The organism is Janthinobacterium sp. RA13 (assembly GCF_000745325.1).
Taxonomy (GTDB): Bacteria; Pseudomonadota; Gammaproteobacteria; order Burkholderiales; family Burkholderiaceae_D; genus Janthinobacterium; species Janthinobacterium rivuli.
Window position 1 is genome coordinate 5968945 of record NZ_JQNP01000001.1, and the last position, 19645, is coordinate 5988589.

17 protein-coding genes and 1 pseudogene are annotated in these 19645 nt (G+C 64.0%); 9 read left to right on the forward strand and 9 right to left on the reverse strand.

All coding sequences use genetic code 11. The features are described 5' to 3' along the window. Position 1: 1 nt before the first annotated feature. The 3 genes from FG13_RS26480 to prpR all read right to left on the reverse strand — a co-directional run bounded on the left by FG13_RS26480 (position 2) and on the right by prpR (position 3559). Positions 2 to 874: an alpha/beta fold hydrolase gene (locus FG13_RS26480; RefSeq protein ID WP_035825892.1), complete on the reverse strand. Its 873-nt coding sequence runs from the start codon at positions 872 to 874 to the stop codon at positions 2 to 4. A 90-nt stretch (positions 875 to 964) separates the two neighbouring features. After that, positions 965 to 1903, reverse strand: a complete 939-nt coding sequence (locus tag FG13_RS26485; protein ID WP_035825895.1) for a phytanoyl-CoA dioxygenase family protein — start codon at positions 1901 to 1903, stop codon at positions 965 to 967. 24 nt (positions 1904 to 1927) lie between these two features. Then, the gene (gene prpR / locus FG13_RS26490) at positions 1928 to 3559 is read right to left on the reverse strand and encodes a propionate catabolism operon regulatory protein PrpR (RefSeq protein ID WP_035825897.1); all 1632 of its coding nucleotides are present in this window, start codon (positions 3557 to 3559) and stop codon (positions 1928 to 1930) included. A gap of 211 nt (positions 3560 to 3770) precedes the next feature. On the opposite strand from prpR, the gene FG13_RS26495 reads away from it, so the two are divergent. Next, positions 3771 to 7430 carry a sensor domain-containing protein gene (locus FG13_RS26495; RefSeq protein WP_035828831.1) on the forward strand — a complete coding sequence of 1220 codons (3660 nt, stop codon included), beginning with the start codon at positions 3771 to 3773 and terminating at the stop codon, positions 7428 to 7430. Here FG13_RS26495 and xth read toward each other — a convergent pair. Further along, positions 7427 to 8191: an exodeoxyribonuclease III gene (xth, locus tag FG13_RS26500; RefSeq protein WP_035825900.1), complete on the reverse strand. Its 765-nt coding sequence runs from the start codon at positions 8189 to 8191 to the stop codon at positions 7427 to 7429. The two genes, FG13_RS26495 and xth, sit on opposite strands and share 4 nt — an antisense overlap. A gap of 569 nt (positions 8192 to 8760) precedes the next feature. Between xth and FG13_RS26505 the strand changes: the two genes are divergently transcribed. From FG13_RS26505 to FG13_RS26520, 4 genes are read left to right on the forward strand one after another with little or no spacing between them, the layout of a single operon-like run. Then, positions 8761 to 9132 carry a hypothetical protein gene (locus FG13_RS26505; RefSeq protein ID WP_034751548.1) on the forward strand — a complete coding sequence of 124 codons (372 nt, stop codon included), beginning with the start codon at positions 8761 to 8763 and terminating at the stop codon, positions 9130 to 9132. Positions 9133 to 9142: 10 nt separating this feature from the next. Next, on the forward strand, positions 9143 to 9331 hold the full coding sequence (locus FG13_RS26510) for a DUF1653 domain-containing protein (protein ID WP_035825902.1): 189 nt from the start codon (positions 9143 to 9145) through the stop codon (positions 9329 to 9331). Between the two features lie 32 nt (positions 9332 to 9363). After that, positions 9364 to 9834 (forward strand): CreA family protein, encoded by a 471-nt coding sequence (locus FG13_RS26515; RefSeq protein WP_051959673.1) that lies wholly within the window; start codon positions 9364 to 9366, stop codon positions 9832 to 9834. Positions 9835 to 9845: 11 nt separating this feature from the next. Beyond that, positions 9846 to 10376 carry a hypothetical protein gene (locus FG13_RS26520; RefSeq protein WP_235211811.1) on the forward strand — a complete coding sequence of 177 codons (531 nt, stop codon included), beginning with the start codon at positions 9846 to 9848 and terminating at the stop codon, positions 10374 to 10376. Between the two features lie 98 nt (positions 10377 to 10474). Here the strand turns inward: FG13_RS26520 and FG13_RS26525 are convergent, their stop codons facing one another. Further along, positions 10475 to 11968: a leucyl aminopeptidase gene (locus FG13_RS26525; protein ID WP_035825906.1), complete on the reverse strand. Its 1494-nt coding sequence runs from the start codon at positions 11966 to 11968 to the stop codon at positions 10475 to 10477. 67 nt (positions 11969 to 12035) lie between these two features. Between FG13_RS26525 and lptF the strand changes: the two genes are divergently transcribed. The 4 genes from lptF to FG13_RS26545 are packed head-to-tail and all read left to right on the forward strand — an operon-like array spanning position 12036 to position 15719. Further along, on the forward strand, positions 12036 to 13181 hold the full coding sequence (lptF, locus tag FG13_RS26530) for an LPS export ABC transporter permease LptF (protein WP_035825908.1): 1146 nt from the start codon (positions 12036 to 12038) through the stop codon (positions 13179 to 13181). Beyond that, complete coding sequence (lptG, locus tag FG13_RS26535) at positions 13178 to 14347, forward strand: LPS export ABC transporter permease LptG (RefSeq protein WP_035825911.1); 1170 nt, start codon at positions 13178 to 13180, stop codon at positions 14345 to 14347. Before lptF ends, lptG begins: the two co-directional genes overlap by 4 nt. Further along, the gene (locus tag FG13_RS26540; protein WP_035825913.1) at positions 14347 to 14754 is read left to right on the forward strand and encodes a sirohydrochlorin chelatase; all 408 of its coding nucleotides are present in this window, start codon (positions 14347 to 14349) and stop codon (positions 14752 to 14754) included. The genes lptG and FG13_RS26540 overlap by 1 nt, the downstream gene beginning before the upstream one ends. After that, positions 14751 to 15719 (forward strand): stealth family protein, encoded by a 969-nt coding sequence (locus FG13_RS26545; RefSeq protein WP_035825915.1) that lies wholly within the window; start codon positions 14751 to 14753, stop codon positions 15717 to 15719. The genes FG13_RS26540 and FG13_RS26545 overlap by 4 nt, the downstream gene beginning before the upstream one ends. Here FG13_RS26545 and FG13_RS26550 read toward each other — a convergent pair. The 4 genes and pseudogenes from FG13_RS26550 to cysD all read right to left on the reverse strand — a co-directional run. Then, on the reverse strand, positions 15716 to 16366 hold the full coding sequence (locus FG13_RS26550; protein WP_035825916.1) for a hypothetical protein: 651 nt from the start codon (positions 16364 to 16366) through the stop codon (positions 15716 to 15718). The two genes, FG13_RS26545 and FG13_RS26550, sit on opposite strands and share 4 nt — an antisense overlap. Positions 16367 to 16612: 246 nt before the next feature. Continuing rightward, positions 16613 to 17377, reverse strand: a complete 765-nt coding sequence (gene cobA, locus FG13_RS26555) for a uroporphyrinogen-III C-methyltransferase (RefSeq protein ID WP_035825918.1) — start codon at positions 17375 to 17377, stop codon at positions 16613 to 16615. A gap of 28 nt (positions 17378 to 17405) precedes the next feature. Continuing rightward, complete coding sequence (locus FG13_RS26560) at positions 17406 to 18722, reverse strand: sulfate adenylyltransferase subunit 1 (protein WP_035825921.1); 1317 nt, start codon at positions 18720 to 18722, stop codon at positions 17406 to 17408. Then, positions 18722 to 19639 (reverse strand): annotated as a pseudogene (gene cysD, locus FG13_RS30305) (sulfate adenylyltransferase subunit CysD); the annotation flags it as partial. The gene FG13_RS26560 and the pseudogene cysD, both read right to left, overlap by 1 nt. Positions 19640 to 19645: the final 6 nt, after the last annotated feature.

A 19645-nucleotide genomic window follows, 5' to 3' on the forward strand; every position in this document is an offset into this window, starting at 1 on the left:
CCTAGTCCAGGAACTGTTCGATGCGCGCATGCATCCAGTCCGGCTGGTCGTACATGATGAAGTGGCGCGCCGTGTCGGCCAGTGCGACTTGTACGCCGGGCAGCTGTGCATACTGCTGCTGGAAGGTAGCCTCGATGGCGGCGCGCGGCGCAAAGTCCTTGTAGGCGATCCAGGTGCCCAGCACCAGGGTCGGCGACCGCACTTTCGCCACATCCTGGCGCAGGTCGCTGGCCATCAGGGTGCCCATGGCCTTGATCACCGTCTCGCGGTCCGAGCGCTGGCCCCAGCCGATGATGCGCTCCACGTCGGCCGGCGCGCTGGCCATGCTGGTCACGGCGCGGCGCTGGCTGGCGGCGTAGGTGGCGCCATCCTGCGCGCGCATGGCCGATTGCATCTGCGTCGCCATGGCTTGCAGCTGCGGCGGTGTGATGGAGGGCAGCTGCGTCGCGCCCAGCGCCGGCAGCGAGTCGACGATCACCAGCTTGCCTGTTTGCGCCGGATGGTCGATGGCCATTTTCAGGGCCAGGAAGCCGCCCAGGCTATGCCCGATGATGGCCGGCTGGCCCAGTTTTTGGTTGCCGATGTAGTCGGCCAGTTGCTGCTCCGCCTGCGCCAGCAAGTCGCCTTCGATGGGCGCCGCGCCGGCAAAGCCGGCCAGTGTCAGCACGTGGCATTGGCGCGCGGCTTGTGGGCCGCACAGGCGCGCCACCGTGCCTTGCCACACTTCGCCCGACGATGCGAGGCCGGGAATCAGGATCAGCGGGCGGCCTTGTCCGGTGACTTCGACCGTGAAGGCCTTGGGGGCGGCGGCCTGGCTGGCGCCTGCCGCCAGCAGGGCACTAGATAAGATCAAGGTTTGCAGTGTTCGTTTCATGGGGTACTCCTCCTTGACGACCATGCTAGCGGCACAGGCGTGCGGCTGCCAGCGCCGCGGGATGAACGGCGGCAGGGCGGGATGAGCGGTTCATATCCACACATCCTGGTCCTGGCAATGGTCGGGAAGGTAGGTCAGGTACTGCACCATGCGCGGCGCCGGGCCGCGGTTGGGCGTGGCGCAGTGGGGCAGGGCCTGGTGCCAGATGATGAAATCGCCGGCCATGCCTTCGACGGGCACGGGCCGCAAATTGTCGACGGCCCATTCGCGCGGCTGGCGCCCCGGCGGCACTTGCCGCAGCCAGTCGGCCATGTGGTGCTGGAAGCCTGGCACGCAGTGAAAGGCGCCGTGCTGCGCGGGACAGTCGCTCAGGTACAGCATGCCTTGCAGCTTGAAGGGAATCGGCAGTTGCAGGCTGACGTCCCAGTGCAGGGCGCTGCCAGGGAAGCTGTGCTGCGGCGTTTGCGGCGGATTGAAGCTGACCTTGTCGATGCTGGCGTAGATGCCGGCGCCAGTGCCGATGCCGGTGTCATATAGCTGCTGACAGGCATGGCGGATGTGCGCGTTGTGCCGGTTTTCCTCAAGGGCCGGATGGTCGGAAAACTGCAGCATCAGGCCCCGCTTGCCCGGGTGCGGCCGGTACCACGACGCGGCATCATCGGCACTGGCGTCCAGATAGTCCCAGATGGCTGCCCGGGCTGCCTCGCACTGCGCGCGCGGCACGGCGCCGCGCAGCACCAGATAGCCGTGCTCCTCGAAATGGCGCAGCTCGGCGGCGGACAACACGTCCTGGTGCGCGCTGGCGGCGTGCGCCGGGCGCACGCGCGTGCGGCTAGCCAGCCACGCCTGGAAAGCTGCCAGGGTAGGGCGCTGCTGGAACAGGAACTGCATGGCGTCTTCCATGGAAATGCCGCGCGCGTACAGCGCCTTGATGTCCTGGTGGTCGCGCGCCAGTCCCAGGTTCCCGCTCGCGCCAGCGTGTCCCGTGCAGCGTTGCCATAATTCGTGCAAATGAGGCCAGTCGTCCATGGTGTTTGGGGTATGGTTGAAAAGTCAGCCGCTGCGCAGGCGCCGCCACAGGGTGGTGCGGCTGATGCCGAGGTAGTGGGCGGCGGCGTCGCGGCGCCCGCCGAAGCGCGCCAGCACGGCGCTGGCGCTTTCGTCTTCCAGGCGCGGCGCGGCGGTGACAGCGGCGGTAGCCTGCGCCAGTGGCACCGCCGCGCCGGCAGCGCTGGCCAGTTCCGGCGCCACGCCCAGCACGAAGGCGGGTGTCAGCGCCTGCAGCGGTTCGGCGGCCAGGAACAGGGCCAGGCGCTCGGCCAGGTTGCGCAGTTCGCGCACGTTGCCGGGCCAGTCGTAGCGGCGCAGCAGCGGCGCGCACGCCTGGATTTCCGCGTGCAGATTGGGGTGCGGACGGGCGCCCAGCGCGGCCAGCGCGTTTTTCAGCGACCATTCGGCCAGGCCGGGAATATCGCTGGCGCGTTCGCGCAAGGCGGGCAAATGCAGGCGCAGCACGGCCAGGCGGTAGAACAGGTCGGCGCGGAAGCGGCCTTCGCGGATGCGCTGCTCCAGGTCGCAATGCGTGGCGCTGATGATGCGCACATTGATGGCGATGGGCCGTGTGCCGCCCACGCGCACCACTTCGCGCTCTTCCAGCACGCGCAGCAAGCGCGTTTGCAGGGCCAGCGGCATTTCGCCGATTTCGTCGAGGAACAGGGTGCCGTGGTTGGCCGCTTCGAACAGGCCCGCATGGCCGCCGCGGCGCGCGCCCGTGAAGGCGCCGTCCTCGTGGCCGAAGAGTTCCGATTCCAGCAGGGATTCGGCGATGGCGCCGCAATTGATGGCGATGAAGGGCCGGTTCGCGCCCAGGCTGCGCGGGCTTTCACGGTGGATCGCCTGCGCCACCAGTTCCTTGCCGCTGCCCGTCTCGCCCTGGATCAGCACCGTCGCCGGCGAGCGCGCATACAGCACCACCGACTGGCGCAGCGCTTCCATCGCTTCCGATTCGCCGCGCAGGTCGTGCAGGCCGTGGCGCGCGCGCAAGGTGTCGGCCACCACCGCGCGGCGTCCCCGGGTCGATTCGATCTGCGTCAGGCGCGCCAGTTCCAGCGCGTCGTCGAAGGCGCGCCGGATGGCCGTGGCCGAATACACGAAGACGGCGGCCAGCCCGGCTTCTTCGGCCAGGTCGGTGACGAGGCCCGCGCCGACGACGGCTTTGACGCCCGCCGCCTTGAGTTCATTGATTTGCGCGCGCGCGTCTTCCTCGGTGGCGTAGGTGCGCTGCGCGATCTGGAAGCCGAAGGTGGCGGCAAATTCGGCCAGTTCCGGCATCGGGTCCTGGTAGGTGACGACGCCAATGTGCGGCGAGATGCGCCGCGCGCGCGCCAGCGCCTGCATCACGTCGTAGCCGCTGGCCTTGGCGATGATGACGGGGACCGACAGCCGGCCTTTCAGGTAGGCGCCGTTCGAGCCGGCCGCGATGACGGCGTCGCAGCGCTCGGTGGCCATGCGTTCGCGGATGTGGCGCACGGCGTCGTCGAAACCGAGGTTGATCGGTTCGATCGTCGCCAGGTCGTCGTATTCGAGCGTGATGTCGCGGAACAGGTCGAACAGCCGCGAGACGGAGACGGTCCAGATGACGGGTTTGTCGCGGTGGTCGAGCGGAGGTTGGGGAGGGCGGCGCATGCTTTATTCTAAACGATTTGTTTCATTTTCTTGCCATGCAACGCCGTTGCAACGATCGTGTTGCAAGTGGTCTGTGGCGTTTCAGATATTGCCAATAAGGAATATGAAAAAACCCGTGGAAACTGGTTTATGATCTAGCAGCACCATGATGCTTGGAAGAATATTTTCCCAAGCGCATGTTTATCTCGTCCCTAACCGTCCCATGGTGTCCATGAACCGCGTCCCCACCAGTCCCGATTTCATTGCCGATGCCTTGCAGCTGATCGCCTTGCCGGCCTGTGCCTGCGATGCCTGCGGCATGGTGGTGGCGGCGAATGGCGCCTTGCAGGCCTTGCTGGGCACGGATATCGCGGGTCGGCTGCTGGCCGATTGCTTTACGGACGCCTACCGCGCGTCGAGCACGAGCATGCTGCGCGGCGCGCTCGGTGCGGCCGGGCGCGAGCGGCAGTGGGACAGCAGCCTGCAAGGGGTATCGGGCGCCATCGCCGTGCAGGTCTGGTCCAGGCCGCTGCTGGTGGACGATGGCTTGCCCGGTGCGACCCTCGTGTTTGCCGACATCCGCGTGCAGCAGCGCGACCAGCAAGCCTTGCGCAAGACCTTGCTGGAACAGCAGGCGATCCTGGAAAGCGCGGCCGTCGGCATCGTCTTTTCCAAGGGCGGCTTCATCGAGGAGTGCAATATCCGCGCCGCCGAGATGCTCGGCTATGCGCGCCACCAGCTGACGGGCATGCCGGGCGCGGTGCTGTACCGCTCCGCCGAGCATTGCCGCGCCCTGGGGCTGGAAGCGGCGCCGCTGCTCTCGAAGGGCAAGCCATACCGCACCGAACTGGAATTGCGGCGCCAGGATGGCACGCTGTTCTGGAGCCGCCTGCACGGGCGCGCCGTCGATCCCTTGAATACCCATGACGGCACGGTCTGGATCATCGAAGACATCAGCGACCACCGGCGCGACGAAGACCAGCTGCGCCGCGCCATGCTGGAAATGCAGGCCGTGATGGACAACGCGCCGCTGGCCATCGGCTTCCAGCGCGACAAGGGCGTACTGCGCTACAACCGCCGCTTCGCCGAATGCTTCGGCTTTGATGGCGACAGCGGCGTGGGCCTGGCCGTCGCCGACTTGTACCCGTCGCGCGCGGCTTACGAGAACGTGGTGCGGCAAGCGTCGCCCCTGCTGCGGCGCGGCCAGCCGTTCCAGGGCGAGATGGAGATGCGCCGGCGCGACGGCTCCACCTTCTGGGCGCTGGCGTATGGCTATGTGCTGAACCCGGAGAGCCAGACCGACCGCGGCTTGCGCGACACGATCTGGCTGTTTGACGACCGCAGCGCGCAGAAGGCGGCCGAGGAGGCCACGCGCCAGCTGATGCTGGAGCAGCAGGCCATCCTCGACAATGCGTCCGTCGGCATCCTGTTTTCCCGTTCGCGCCTGGTCTTGCGCTGCAACCCCCGCTTCGCCGAAATGTTCGGCTACGCGCAGGAGGAGATGACGGGCCTGCCCGCCGCCGAACTTTTTCCCTCGCCCGCCGCCTACGAAGCGTTTGGCGTGCAAGCGACGCCGCTGCTGGGACAGGGCTTGCCGTACGAGCAGGATGAATCGCTGTTCCGCCGCCGCGATGGCAGCCTGTTCTGGTGCCGCATCCGCGCCAAGGCCGTCGACCAGACGCACAGCGAGCAGGGCGCCATCTGGATACTCGAAGACATCACGGCCAGCCGCCAGGCGCAGATGGAGGTGGCGGCCATCATGACGAATGCCTCGGTGAGCATCCTGTACACCAAGAACCGCCAGATCACGCGCTACAACCTGGGCTTTGCCGCGATGTTCGGCTACAGCGGCGACGAGGCGCTGGGCTTGCCCGGGCGCGCGCTGTACGTGTCGCAGCAGTCGTACGATTTATTGGGCGCGGCCGCGTTTCCCTTCCTGTCAGTCGGCAAGCCGTTTCAGACGGAAGTGGAGATGATGCGCCGCGACGGCAGCACTCTGTGGGCGCAGCTGATCGCCTATGTCGTCAATCCGGACGATCCCGCCGCCGGCACCATCTGGATCATCGAAGACCGCACGGAAGCGAAGCGCGCCGAAGAATCCTTGCGCAATGCGCTGCTGGAAAACCAGGCCATTCTCGACAGCGCCGTGCTGGGCATCTCGGTGGTGGAGGGCGGCTACAATTTGCGCGCCAACAGCAAGATGGAAGAGCTGTTCGGTTATGGATCGGGCGAGATCAACGGCCTGTCGGTGCAGGCCCTGTACCCGGGCGTGGCCGCGTGGAAGGCGGCGCGCGGCGAGACGGCGCGCGACTTCGAGGCGGGGCGTGTGCACATGTCGGAATACCAGCTGGTGCGCAAGGATGGCAGCCGCTTCTGGGCGCGCCTGTCCGGCCGGCCGTTCGACCTGGCGCATGCGCATGGCCGTTCCGTGTGGCTGGTCGACGACGTGACGGCGCGCCGCGAGGCGGCCGAGGCGGTGCGCCGCGCGCGCGACGAGCTGGAATTGCGCGTGCACGAACGCACGGCCGAACTGGCCGGCGCCAACCTGCTGCTGCAGGGCGAGATCGCCGAGCGGCGCCAGGCCGAGGCGCGCGTGCATCACATGGCCTACCACGACAACCTGACGGGCTTGCCGAACCGCGCACTATTGTCGGACCGCCTGGAACGGGCCATGCTGGCCTCGCAGCGCTCCGGGCGCAAGCTGGCCGTGATGTTCATCGACCTCGATCGCTTCAAGACGATCAACGATTCGCTGGGTCACATGACGGGCGATTTGCTGCTCAAGGAAGTGGCTGCCCGGCTGTGCCGCGCCGTGCGCGCCAGCGACACGGTGGCGCGCCTGGGCGGCGATGAATTCGTCGTGCTGGTGCCGGGCATCCGCGACACCGACGAGGCGGCGCGCGTGGCCGAGAAGGTCATCGAGGCGCTGACGCCCGCTTTTCCGCTCGATAGCCATGTGCTGCACGTCACGCCGTCGATCGGCATCTGCGTGTATCCGGACGATGGCGGCGACGTCGACGCGCTGATGCGCCATGCCGATGCGGCCATGTACCACGCCAAGGGCAATGGCCGCAACAACTACCAGTTCTTCACGCAGACGATGAACCAGGCTGCGGCCCTGCATTTTGATCTGGAAAGCAGCTTGCGCACGGCGCTGGCGCTGCAGCAGTTCGAACTGTTTTACCAGCCCATCATCGATATCGCCACGCGCCGCCTGCATGGCATGGAGGTGCTGCTGCGCTGGCGCCGTCCCGGCCATGGCCTGGTGCTGCCTGACCGCTTCATCCCCATCATGGAGGAAAACGGCTTGATCGTGCCGGTGGGCGAATGGGTCATGCGCCAGGCGTGCGAGCAAAGCATGGCCTGGCAGCGCCAGGGCTTGCAGCCCGTGCCGCTGGCGGTGAATCTGTCGCCGCGCCAGTTCATGCACAAGGGCCTGGTGGCGGCCATCGGCGACGTGGTGCGGGAAACGGGCATCGATCCGGCGCTGCTGGAATTCGAGATCACCGAAACGGCGCTGATGCAGCACGGCGAGCATACGCTGGAGATTTTGCGGCAGATCAATGGCATGGGCCTGCGCCTGTCGATCGACGACTTCGGCACCGGCTATTCCAGCCTGGCCTACCTGAAGCGCTTCCCCGTGAAGAAGGTCAAGATCGACCGCGCCTTCATCAAGGACCTCGAACACAGCGCGGAAGACCGCGCCATCGTGGCGGCCATCATCGCGCTGGCCGACAGCCTGCAATTGTCGGCCGTGGCCGAGGGCGTGGAAACGGAAGAACAGTTCGCCCTGCTGCAGGCGAACGGCTGCCGCTATGCGCAGGGTTATCTGTTTTCCGCGCCAGTGCCTGCCGTGAACGCGCAAGTACTATTGGAGCGACGCGGCGTTTAATCGATGGTGGCGATGACGGGCGCGTGGTCGGACGGCTGTTCCCACTTGCGGGGCACGCGGTCGATGACGCAAGCCGTGCAGCGGCCGGCGAGGGCGGGCGAGAGCAGGATATGGTCGATGCGCAGGCCCTTGTTCAGGCGGAAGCCCAGCTGGCGGTAATCCCACCAGCTGAACGATTTGTCGGCCTGCTCGAACAGGCGGAAGGCGTCCGTCAGGCCGATGTCGAACAGGCGCTGCAAGGCGGCGCGTTCCTTGTCCGAGACCAGCACCTGGCCGGCCCAGGCGACGGGATCGTGCACGTCGCGGTCGTCGGGCGCGATATTGTAGTCGCCGACGACGGCCAGTTGCGGGTGCTGCTGCGCTTCTTCGGCCAGCCAGTCGTGCAGGGCGGCCAGCCAGCCCAGCTTGTATTCGTATTTGTCCGAATCGACGCTCTGGCCGTTCGGCACATAGGCGCAGACGACGCGCACGCCGCCGATGGTAGCGGCCAGGATGCGCTGCTGCGCATCTTCATAGCGCGGGTTGTTCTTGACCACGTCGGTGATCGGCAGCTTCGACAGGATGGCCACACCGTTGTACGTTTTCTGGCCGCTGAAGACCACCTGGTAGCCGGCCGCCTCGATCTCGGCGATGGGGAACTTGTCATCCGTCAGCTTGGTCTCTTGCAGGCAGAGTATGTCGACCGGGTTGTCTGTCAGCCACTGCAGCACTTGCGGCAGGCGCACTTTGAGCGAGTTGACGTTCCAGGTGGCGAGTTTCATGGGAAAAATCCTTGCTTGAATAGGTGGCGATAGGCGCGAATCTTACCGCATGCGTGTCGATGGCGTCCTGCACCGCTTGCCCGGTATGGGCTTTAATGACTGGCCGCGAAAAAGAGGAGGGATAAAATATTTATACTTAACCAATCGTGGCGCATGAATATTATGTTTTTGTGTATCATTGATCAACCCCTATGTTTGATTTGGCATAAGTGGCTGGCGCGGCAGGATGCGTCCCGCCGTTTAACGCGACAAAGGTGTAAAGTTTCTCGCTAAAACGCGATAAAAACTACTAAAATGGCACCGTGTAACAACTGTGTCATACGGCTTTGTTACAGCCAAGTGAAGAACCGAACAGGAAGCAGTTGTAATTAGTTGTAATTGCTATTCCGATTACATGACCACTGTGCCGGGGACGGAGTGTCAATTCCGTCTCTGGCACCGCCAGACTTGTTATATAAATTGCAGTACTATATCTATGAGACTGTTTTGCGACATCAATAGATGGTACTATTTTGAAATGTTGCAGTTTTAATAGTGAGACTTGCGCGTAGCATTTGCAAAGGAAGAAAATGCGAACTGCATTTGAAGCGTGGGCGCAGCGTGACGGCCACATTGTGCGGCGAAGAGAAGATAAACCGGATGAGTACCTGATTTTCGAGACCCAGCGCCGCTGGGTTATCTGGCAGGCTGCTTTGACGCATGGCAAGACGGCTGCCAAGCCGCGCGTGAGCGCGGCCGAGAAGGCGGCGAAAGCCCAGCGCGCGCTGGAAATGTCTTCCGATGAAGCGACCGTGCGCAACAAGGTGCTCAATGAGGTGCTCGACGCCTTCAGCGGCGCCGATGGCGCGGCCGGCATGGAAGGCATACTGAAAGTAATCCAGGGCCTGAAGCAGAAGCAGAAGGCACTGGCCGACGACAAGAGCGAAGATTCAACGGCTTGAGGGGACGGCGATGCGTTATCGGCACTATAAAGGCGGCATTTACGAACTGGTGTGCGAAGCCACGCTGGAAGCGGATCTGACGCCGATGATCGTCTATCGCGCCGCCGACGGTTCCGTCTGGACCCGGCCGAAAGACGTGTTCTTTCAACTGATCGAAGTCGAAGGCGTCATGGTCCAGCGTTTCGCTCCCATCAACTGATGGCCGCCTGCGTGCGTGCCCGGGATTCTTTCATGCGTCAATTGCTGCCAGCCGCTCTGGTGCTGGGCTTTGCCTGCGCCGCGGCACATGCCGAAACCATCGGTTCGGTCGATACCGTATTCAAACTGATCGGCCCTGACCACAAGATCGTCGTCGAAGCGTATGACGACCCGCGCGTCGCTGGCGTCAGCTGCTATCTGTCGCGCGCCAAGACGGGCGGCATCAAGGGCGCCGTCGGTCTGGCCGAAGACAAGGCCGATGCGGCCGTGGCCTGCCGCCAGGTGGGGCCGCTGCAATTCAAGGGCAAGCTGCCGCGCCAGGAAGAAGTGTTTACCGAGCGCGCCTCGATCTTCTTCAAGCACGTGCGCGTCGTGCGCATGGTCGACAGCAAGCGCAATGCGCTGGTCTACCTCGTGTATTCCGACCGCCTGATCGAAGGCAGTCCGAAAAACAGCGTCACCGCCGTCGCCGTGCCCGGCGACCAGCCGATTCCCGTCCGTTAAGCGAGCTTCCCATGCGCGTGCCGCTGTCTGCCCCCCTTGCCGCCTTTGCCGCCGGGACGCTGCTGTTCGGCCTGGGCGGCTGCGCCACCCTGACGGGTAACACCGAGCAAATGGTGCTGGTGCAAACCATCCAGGACAACCGCGAACTGATGGGCGCCGGCTGCATCCTCAGCAACGACGTGGGCAAGTGGTTCGTCACCACGCCCGGACGCATCACCATCCGCAAGAGCCAGGAACCGTTGAAGGTCGACTGCCGCAAGCACGGTTCACCTGCCATCGCGACGGACGACCATATCGACCCCAAGCTCAATGGCAGCGTCTGGGGCAATGTCATCCTGACCCTGGGCGTCGGCTATTTCGTCGACCGCAACACGGGCGCCGGCTTCGACTATCCATCGATTCTGACCATCGTCATGCAGGACCCCGCGCGCCTGGCGCCGCCGCCCGCGCCGATGCCAGCGCCGCGGCCGGCCGCCGTGCCGGAAACGGTGGTGCAGCCCAAGGTGGCGCCGTCGCCTTTGCCCAATCCCGTCGTCTACTGATTACTACACACGAAAAAAAGCCGCCAGGGTCAGTTCAGACCGTGGCGGCTTTTTGCTTCGTCTTGCCAGCAGCTGGGCGCTGCCGGCAAGGCGTCAACTTAGACCCGGTTGATCAGGAACGTCGTCAGTAAAGGCACCGGACGACCGGTCGCGCCTTTTGCGCCGCCTGATTTCCATGCCGTGCCAGCGATGTCCAGATGCGCCCAGGTGTACTTCTTGGTGAAGTTTTCCAGGAAGGCCGCTGCCGTCACCGAACCGCCGCCTGGCGTGCCGATGTTGGCCAGGTCGGCGAAGTTCGACTTCAGCTGCTCGTTGTACGCTTCTTCGATCGGCATGCGCCATGCCGTGTCGCTCGATTGCTTGCCCGCTGCCAGCAATTCATTGGCCAGCTGGTCATGCGCCGCATCGCTGCGCGTAAACAGGCCGCTGTTGTGGTGGCCCAGGGCGACGACGCAAGCGCCCGTCAGGGTGGCGATATCGACCACGGCTGCCGGCTTGAAGCGTTCGGCGTAGGTCAGCGCGTCGCACAGCACCAGACGGCCTTCGGCGTCCGTGTTCAGCACTTCGATGGTCAGGCCATTCATGGAGGTGACGATGTCGCCCGGCTTGGTGGCGCGGCCCGACGGCATGTTTTCGCACGCGGCGATGACGCCGATGACGTTCAGCTTCAGGTTCATTTCGCCGATGGCGCGGAAGGTGCCCAGCACCGAGGCGGCGCCGCACATGTCGTACTTCATTTCATCCATGCCAGGACCGGCCTTGATCGAAATGCCGCCCGTGTCGAAGGTGATGCCCTTGCCGACCAGGACGACTGGCGCATCCTTGGCCTTGCCGCCCATGTGCTTCAGGACGATGAATTTCGGCGGCTGCTCGCTGCCGTTGGTGACGGACAGGAAGCTGCCCATTTTCAGCGCTTCGAGCTGTTTGCGGTCCAGTATTTCGACTTCGAACTTGTAATCCTTGGCCAGCTGCTTGGCCGTGTTGGCCAGGTAGGTCGGATTGGCGACGTTCGCCGGCAGGTCGCCCAGCTTGCGCGTCAGGTCGGAACCGTTGGCGATGGCGATGGCTTGCGCCAGCGCGCCGCGCGTCGCTGCTGTTGCGGGAGCGGCCAGGACGATCTTGCGCACGCCGGCTGGCGCCGGATCTTTTTTGCTTTTTTGCGAGTCGCAGCGGTATTCGCTGTCGTGGGCGGCTTGCACCACGCAACGGATTGCCCAATTTACGTCGCGCTCTTTCACTTCAGCCAGCGGTAATGCGATAATGGCGTCCGCAGCGCCCAGCGAGCCGAAGGCCTTCAGTGCGGCTTGTACGCCGGTCGTGAAGCTTTTTTCGCTGACAGTATCATCGCTGCCCATGCCTACCAGCAGAACACGTTCGGCGGTGACGCCATCGACTGCGCGCAGCAGCAAGGTGCTGCCAGGCTTGCCGCTGATGTCGCCGGACTTCAGCGCAGCCGAAATCGCACCCTTGCTGTCCAGCGATTTTGCCGCTGGCGACAGTTTTTTGTTTTCGAATACCGCAACCGCGATGCATCCGCTTTTGGCCGTGCCGAGGGTGCTCTTGGTATCGAATGCTTTTATGCTAAAGTCCATTTGGTTCTCCGTTTTCATTTACTAGTAACGTGTTACTCAACTAACTGACCCGAATTATAAACTCCGAATGATCTTTCAACGCGCCCTTCGACGTGAATTGGCTAGTGCCGCCGGGGCCACCTTCACAGTTTTGTTCAGCATCCTGCTCACCTGGATGCTGATCGGTATTCTCGGCAAGGCGGCGGGCGGCAAGATCGCGTCGTCCGACGTCATGTCGCTGATGGTTTTTTCCGCCCTGATGCAGCTGCCCACCATCATCATCCTCACCGGTTTCATTTCGGTGCTGATGGTCGTCACCCGCAGCTACAAGGAGTCGGAGATGGTGGTGTGGTTCGCCTCCGGCCTGAGCCTGTCGCGCTGGATCTGGCCCGTGCTCAGCTTCGGCCTGCCGCTGGTGCTGGCCACCGGCGTCCTGAGCCTGTACGCCACGCCGTGGGCGCAAAAGAAAAGCGATGAATATGTGGCGCGCTTTGAAAAGCGCGAAGACCTGCAGAAAGTCACGCCGGGCCAGTTCCGCGAATCGGCCGGCAGCAACCGCATCTTCTTTGTCGAGGGCGTCAGCGGCGAAAAGACCGTGGTGCAAAACGTCTTCGTCAATACCGTCGATGAAAAAGGCAGCGCCGTCGTCGTCGTCGCCAAGGAAGGCGTGATCAATACCGACGTCAAGGGCGAACGCTTCCTGGTGCTCAAGAGCGGCCGCCGCTACCAGGGCGTGCCGACGCAAGCGGACTTCCAGACCATGGAGTTCGAACAGTACATCATGCGCATCGAGAGCAAGCAGCAGGAGCTGGGCGCGGAACTGGGCGTGCGCGCCATGAGCACCATGGCGCTGGTCGCCAATGCGAATCCCTATACCATGGCCGAACTGCTGTGGCGGGTCAGCGCGCCCCTGATCGGCCTGATGCTGATCCTGCTGGCCATTCCGCTGGGCTTTGTCAATCCGCGTGCCGGCAGTTCGACCAACCTGATCATCGCCCTCCTGATTTTCTTTACGTACAGCAATCTGATCAAGGTCATCGAAGCGAGCGTGAAGCAGGGTCGCCTGAGCTTTGGCCTGGCCTGGTGGCCGTTGCACCTGTTGGCGGCGCTGGCCGTGGTGGCGCTGTTCGCGTGGCGCCTGAATGTGAACCACCGCTATCATCCGCTGGTCCTGCTGGCGGCTTTCAAGCGCGCGCGCCGCGCCGGCAAACCAAGTAAAGCGGCATCGAAATGAAGATTTTACAGCGCTATTTTGCGGTCTCGATATTCCAGGCGGTGCTGTTCGTGCTGCTCGCTTTTTTGGCACTGCAAGCCTTCATCGACCTGACGGGCGAGCTGCCCAAGGTGGGCCGCAACGGCTATACCATCCAGTACGCCTTCCTGTATGTGCTGGTACTGGTGCCTGGTCACGTGTACGAGGTGATGCCGATTGCGGCGCTGATCGGCACCATTTATACGATGGCGCAGTTTGCCGCCAGTTCCGAATTTACCATCATGCGCGCATCGAGCATGTCGACGGCGATGGCGGCCGGTTTCCTGTTCCGCATCGGTATCGTCTTCGTCGTCATCACCTTCATCTTCGGCGAGTTGATCACGCCGCGCACGGAACCGCTGGCCGAACGCCTCAAGCTGACGTCGCGCGGCGCGGCCGTGTCGAGCGAGTTTCGCTCGGGCCTGTGGACCAAGGACATGGTCAAGAGCGAGGGCCTGACGGGCACCGTCACCGGCTCGCGCTTCTTCAATGTCGGCGAAGCGCGTCCGGACGGCCAGCTGAAAAACGTCAAGCTGTATGAATTCGACACCGACATGCGCTTGCGTACCCTGACCGTGGCCAAGGGCGCGACGTATCAGGGCAATAATATCTGGCGCCTGACCGAGGTGACGGAAACCTCGTTCTCGAACAGCGCGGCCACTTCGCCCGGCTTCGAGCCGAAGCTGTCGAACTACTACGGGCAGGAAACGAGCCTGGTGCACACGGTGCAAAGCGCCAGCAAAGACATGACGTCGGAAGTGACGCCGAAGATCCTGACGGTGTCGGCGTCCGATCCGGAGCGCATGTCGGCCAGCGAACTGGCCGTGTACACGCGCCACCTGGCCGAGAACAAGCAGGAAACGGAGCGCTTCCGCATCGCCTTCTGGAAAAAGCTGATCGATCCGCTGGCCATTTTCGTGCTGATGGCGCTGGCGCTGCCGTTCGCCTACATGCATACGCGCAGCGGCGGCATCAGCCTGAAGATCTTCATCGGCATCATGATCGGCGTCAGTTTCATGCTGGTCAACACGCTGTTCTCGCACCTTGGGCTGCTCAGCACCTGGCCGGCCTTCCTGACGGCGGTGGCGCCGAGCGCGCTGTATCTGCTGCTGGCGCTGGGCGCCCTGTGGTGGGTGGAGCGGCACTGATGGAGACGAACGTGCAACAGGCACTGATCTTGTTTGCCCATGGCGCGCGCGCCGCATCGTGGGCCGCGCCTTTCGAACGCCTGCGCGACCTGACCCAGGCGCGCATGCCTGCCACCAGCGTGCACCTGGCCTTCCTGGAGCTGATGACGCCGCGCTTGCCCGAACTGGTGGCGACCCTGCTGGCCGAGCTGCCCGCCGGCGCCACCCTGGACATCACCGTGGTGCCCGTGTTCCTGGGGCAGGGCGGGCATGTGCTGCGCGACTTGCCGCTGTTGCTGGAAGAACTGCGCCAGCAGCATCCGGCACTGCGCCTGAAGGTGGTCGAGGCGGTGGGCGAGAACGCCAGCGTGCTCGCCGCCATCGCCGATTACTGCGTGGCGGCGCCAGGCTCCAGCATTCTCCCTTGAGCGTCATCGACATCGTCTACCTGTGGGTGGACGGCGCCGATCCCGCCTGGCGCACGCGCCGGCAGCGCGCCTATGCCGCCTGGGCGCAGGCGCATCCCGGCCAGCTGGCCCTGCACGGCAACGTGGCGGGGCGCTACCGCGACAACGGCGAACTGCGCTACAACCTGCGCGCGCTCGAGCGCTTCTTCCCCGGCCACGGCCACATCTACCTGCTGACGGACCGGCAAGTGCCCGACTGGCTGCGCGCCTCACCGCGCCTGACGGTGATCGACCATGCGAGCCTGATGCCCGCTGCATCCCTGCCGGTGTTCGACTCGGGCCATATCGAATCGTATCTGCACCATATTCCGGGCCTGTCCGAACGCTTCCTGTATCTGAACGACGACGTATTTTTTGGCGCGCCGTTCGAGACCGCGTTCTGGTTTGGGGAGGAAGGGGAGGGGTGTTTGAGTGTTTTCACGGAGAGCGCGCTGCACGATGATCTGCAGGACTTGCGCGCCGACGTGGCCGCGCCAGCCAACTGCGCCACGTTGTCGCGGCAATGGCTGTCGGCGCAGTACGCCGGATACCTGCATGAACCGCGCCTGTATGCGCATGCGCCGCGGCCCATGCTGAAAAGCGCGCTGCATGCATTGGAAGGGCTGGCGCCGGCCATGTTTGCCAGCGTGCGCGCGACGGTGTTCCGCTCGTGGCAGGTGCCGGCATTGCTGCCCGACCTGGTGCCGCGCTGGATGGTGCATCAGGGGATTGCGCGCTCGCGCATGCTCGATCCGCTGCATATCGCCAGCGGCGATGTACAGGCGCCGCGGCAGCTGGAGGAACTGGCGGCGCGTTTCGGCAGCTTGCCGTTTTTCTGCATCAACGATACCTGCGATGAGGCGGACGATGACGACCCGCGCCTGCTGCGCGTGGCCGCCACCTTGCAGCGGCTGCTGCCGCTGCCATCATCATTTGAAGGCGCTTAAGCGGCTTTCTTCTTCGGCGCCAGGCTGATACGGGCGGCGGCCGAGCTGTCGGACAGTGAAGCGAGGAACAGCAGCAAATAGGCGCCCAGTTCGAAGACTTCCTCGCCGAGCAGCGCGTAAGCGTCCGGCATGCCATGGAAGACCTTCTTGTCGAAGGGCCAGCCAGCGGCCATCAGCAAGCCGCCGATGGCCGTCAGGATGGTGATGCGCATGGTGAAAATCAGGCCGGCATGGGCAAACACCTTGCGCGCGCGCGGCGCGAAAAAGATCAGTATGCGTATCAGTATCAGCAATTCCAGCACGCGCAGGGCTTTTTCCAGTTGCGCCCACGCGGGCGCCGTGCCGAACTGGTCGATATCGAGTTCGCGCAGCAGGAAGCCGAACAGCAGCGCGCACAGGCCTGCGTGCATGAGGAAGCGCAGCGACTGGCGGTCAGTCTCTTGCCAGGCGCGCACGCCGTGCACGGTGCAGGCGAGGGCCAGGAACAGCGCCTGCAGCCACTCCAGCAAATGGTTTTCGTCGTCGATATTCGGGAACACTGTCCACAGGGCGATGGAGGCGAGCATGCTGAGCAGCACAGCGCTGGCGACGCCGACATTGCTGCGGCTGAGCGAAGTCAGGGCTTCGCGCACGGAGGTGAAATTCATGTGTGATCGTAAGGCTAAAGTTGCGCGGCGCGGTATTGCAGCCTGCGGGCGCAGCTTTTTTCGGGGAGATTGCCAGTGCTTCCCGTCAGCCGGAAAACCGCATGGCAAGCGCTATGGCGGGGCGAAGCGTGAATTTATTGCTATCACGCAACAACTTCTCGAGAAAAGATGCGTCAGCATCGTATCATGTTTCCTTTGAAGACGTCGGTTACTGACTTTAAAGTCGGTAAAATACGCTGTGTTTAATCAGGCATGGCGCGCCAGAAGAGCGGCCGTTTTGTCGATGGCCTGATGCGCGCGCGCGGCCATGGCGTCGCCCAGCATCACCAGCACGGGGCCGTGGGTATCGCCCAGGCCACGCGCCAGGGCGCTCAGCGGCAGGCGCACGATGCGCTGGTCCGGGCGGCTGCAGTTTTCAATCACCACCACCGGGGTATCGGCGCGGCGGCCTTGCGCCAGCAGGCGCTGCGCCGTGGCGATGGCTTCGCGGCCACCCATGTATTGCACCAGGGTATCGCAGTCGGGAATGCGCGTCTGGTCCGGTTCGCCTGGCGCCGTGCTGGAAGTAAAGAAGGCGACGCTGCGCGACACGCCCCGCTTGGTCAGCGGCTGCTGCGTGGCCGCTGCCGCCGCCAGGGCCGTGGTGATGCCGGGCACCACTTCGACAGCGATGCCCGCCTCTTCCAGCGCGCGCAATTCCTCGTCGGCGCGGCCGAACAGCATGGGGTCGCCCCCTTTCAGGCGCACGACGACGGCGTGCTTGCGCGCGTTGTCGACCAGTTGCTTGTTGATGAACGCTTGCGCCGTCGACAACTGGCCGCAGCGCTTGCCGACCAGGATCTTTTGCGCCTGCGGGCACAGCTCCAGCATCTCTTCGGTGACCAGCGCGTCGTGCAGCACGACGTCCGCTTGCGCCAGCAGGCGCGCGCCGCGCAAGGTCATCAGGTCTTGCGCGCCGGGGCCGGCGCCGACCAGGTAGACCTTGCCGGGGAGAGATGGGGAGCTGTTCATGTGGCTGCCTTTCCTGGGCGATGCGGGGTTAGAGTCGAACCATGCCGGCCGCGACCGTCTGGTGGGTGACTTCATCGATCAGGATGAAGGCACCGGTGGCGCGGATATCGGCATACGCGTCGGCCGCCAGCGCCTGCTGCACATTCAGGCTGATGCGGGCAATGTCGTTGAGTTTCAAGCCTTCGGCCGGATGGCGCTGCTGCGTATTGATGTCGAGGATCGATTCGATCGCCGTCACTTTTGCCGCCGTCTGTTTGGTGCCGTGCTTGATCCAGTACTTGCGGCGCAGGTCCAGCGCGTCTTCCGACAGCCAGCACACGTCGGCCACCACTGTTTTCAGCAGGGTGGCAGGGCGCTCGCTGCTCGCCAGCAAGTCGCCGCGCGAAATGTCGAGGTATTCATTCAGCAGCAGGGTCACAGACTGGCCCACCACGGCGGTGCTCAGCGAGCCGTCCAGGGTGACGATATCCTTGACGGTGGCCGTCTGGCCCGATGGCTGCACCACGAGGGTGTCGCCGATGCTGACCTTGCCCGCCTCGATGCGGCCCATGTAGCCGCGGAAGTCGTTCGCTTCGTGGCCGTTGTGGCGCGCCACCAGCTGTACCGGGAAGCGGAAGGGCGTGTCGTGCGATTCGTCGTAGACGGACAAGGACTCAAGCAGCTCGATCAAGGTCGGGCCCGTGTACCAGCCCAGCTTGTCGCCGCGCTCGACGACGTTGTCGCCGGTGAGTGCCGACAGGGGGATTGGCGTGATGTCCTTCAGGCCCAGCGACTGGGCGAATTCGCGGTAGGCCGCGACGATACGGCTGTATACCGTTTCATCGTAGTCGACCAGGTCCATCTTGTTGACGGCCACGACCACGTGCTCGATCTGCAGCAAGTGGGCAATCGTCGAATGGCGCTTGGTCTGGATCAGCAATTCCACGCTGCCGTCGTCGCCGAGTTTGACTTTCGACACGTCGATCAGGATGATAACGGCGTCAGCCGTGGAGGCGCCCGTGACCATGTTGCGCGTGTATTGCTCGTGGCCCGGCGTGTCGGCGATGATGAACTTGCGTTTCGGCGTGGCAAAGTAACGGTAGGCCACGTCGATGGTGATGCCTTGCTCGCGTTCCGCTTCCAGGCCGTCCGTCAGCAGCGACAGGTCGACCGTGTCGCCCACCGTGCGCTTGTGCTTGGAGCGCGACATGGCGTCGAGCTGGTCGGCGAAGATGCCCTTGCTGTCGAACAGCAAACGGCCGATCAGGGTGCTCTTGCCGTCATCGACGGAACCGGCCGTGATGAAGCGCAGCATGCCGCGCTCCAGGCTGTCGGTGAGGTTGGTGTTCTGGATTGCTGCGTTCATTAGAAATACCCTGCTTTCTTGCGTTTTTCCATCGAGGCTTCGGAAGTCTGGTCATCCATGCGGGTGGCGCCCCGTTCCGTGATTTGCGTGATTGCCGTCTCGGCGATGATGGCGTCGACCGTCGCCGCGTCGGACGACACGGGGCAGGTGCACGAGATATCGCCCACCGTGCGGAAGCGCACGACTTGCGTTTCCACGGTTTCGCCCTCGCGCGGCGGCGTCAGATCCGTCAGCGGCACCAATAAACCGTTGCGCGGGATCACCTGGCGCTCGTGCGCGAAGTAGATCGGTGGCAATTCCAGTTGCTCGCGGGCGATGTATTGCCACACGTCCAGTTCGGTCCAGTTCGAGATCGGGAAGACGCGCATGTTTTCACCAGGATGCACGCGGGTGTTATACAAGTCCCACAGCTCCGGACGCTGGGCTTTCGGGTCCCAGGCGCCGAATTCGTCGCGGAACGAGAAGATGCGCTCCTTGGCGCGGGCCTTTTCTTCGTCGCGGCGCGCGCCGCCGATGCAGGCGTCAAAGCCATGTTCGGCGATGGTTTCCAGCAAGGTCACGGCTTGGGCCGCATTGCGCGAATCCGTGGCCGGGTTGCGCAGGCGCACGGTGCCGCGCTGGATCGAGTCTTCCACGGAGCCGACGATCAGGCGTTCGCCCAGTTCGGCCACCTTCTTGTCACGGAAAGTGATGACTTCCGGGAAGTTGTGGCCCGTGTCGATATGCACGAGGGGAAATGGGAACTTGCCCGGGCGAAAGGCTTTTTCGGCCAAACGCAGCAGGACGACGGAATCCTTGCCGCCCGAAAACAGCAGCGCGGGGTTGGCCGATTCGGCCGCCACTTCGCGCATGATGTGGATGGCTTCCGATTCAAGGCTGTCGAGGTGACGCTGGTTCAAAATATTGCTCATATGGGTGCTTTC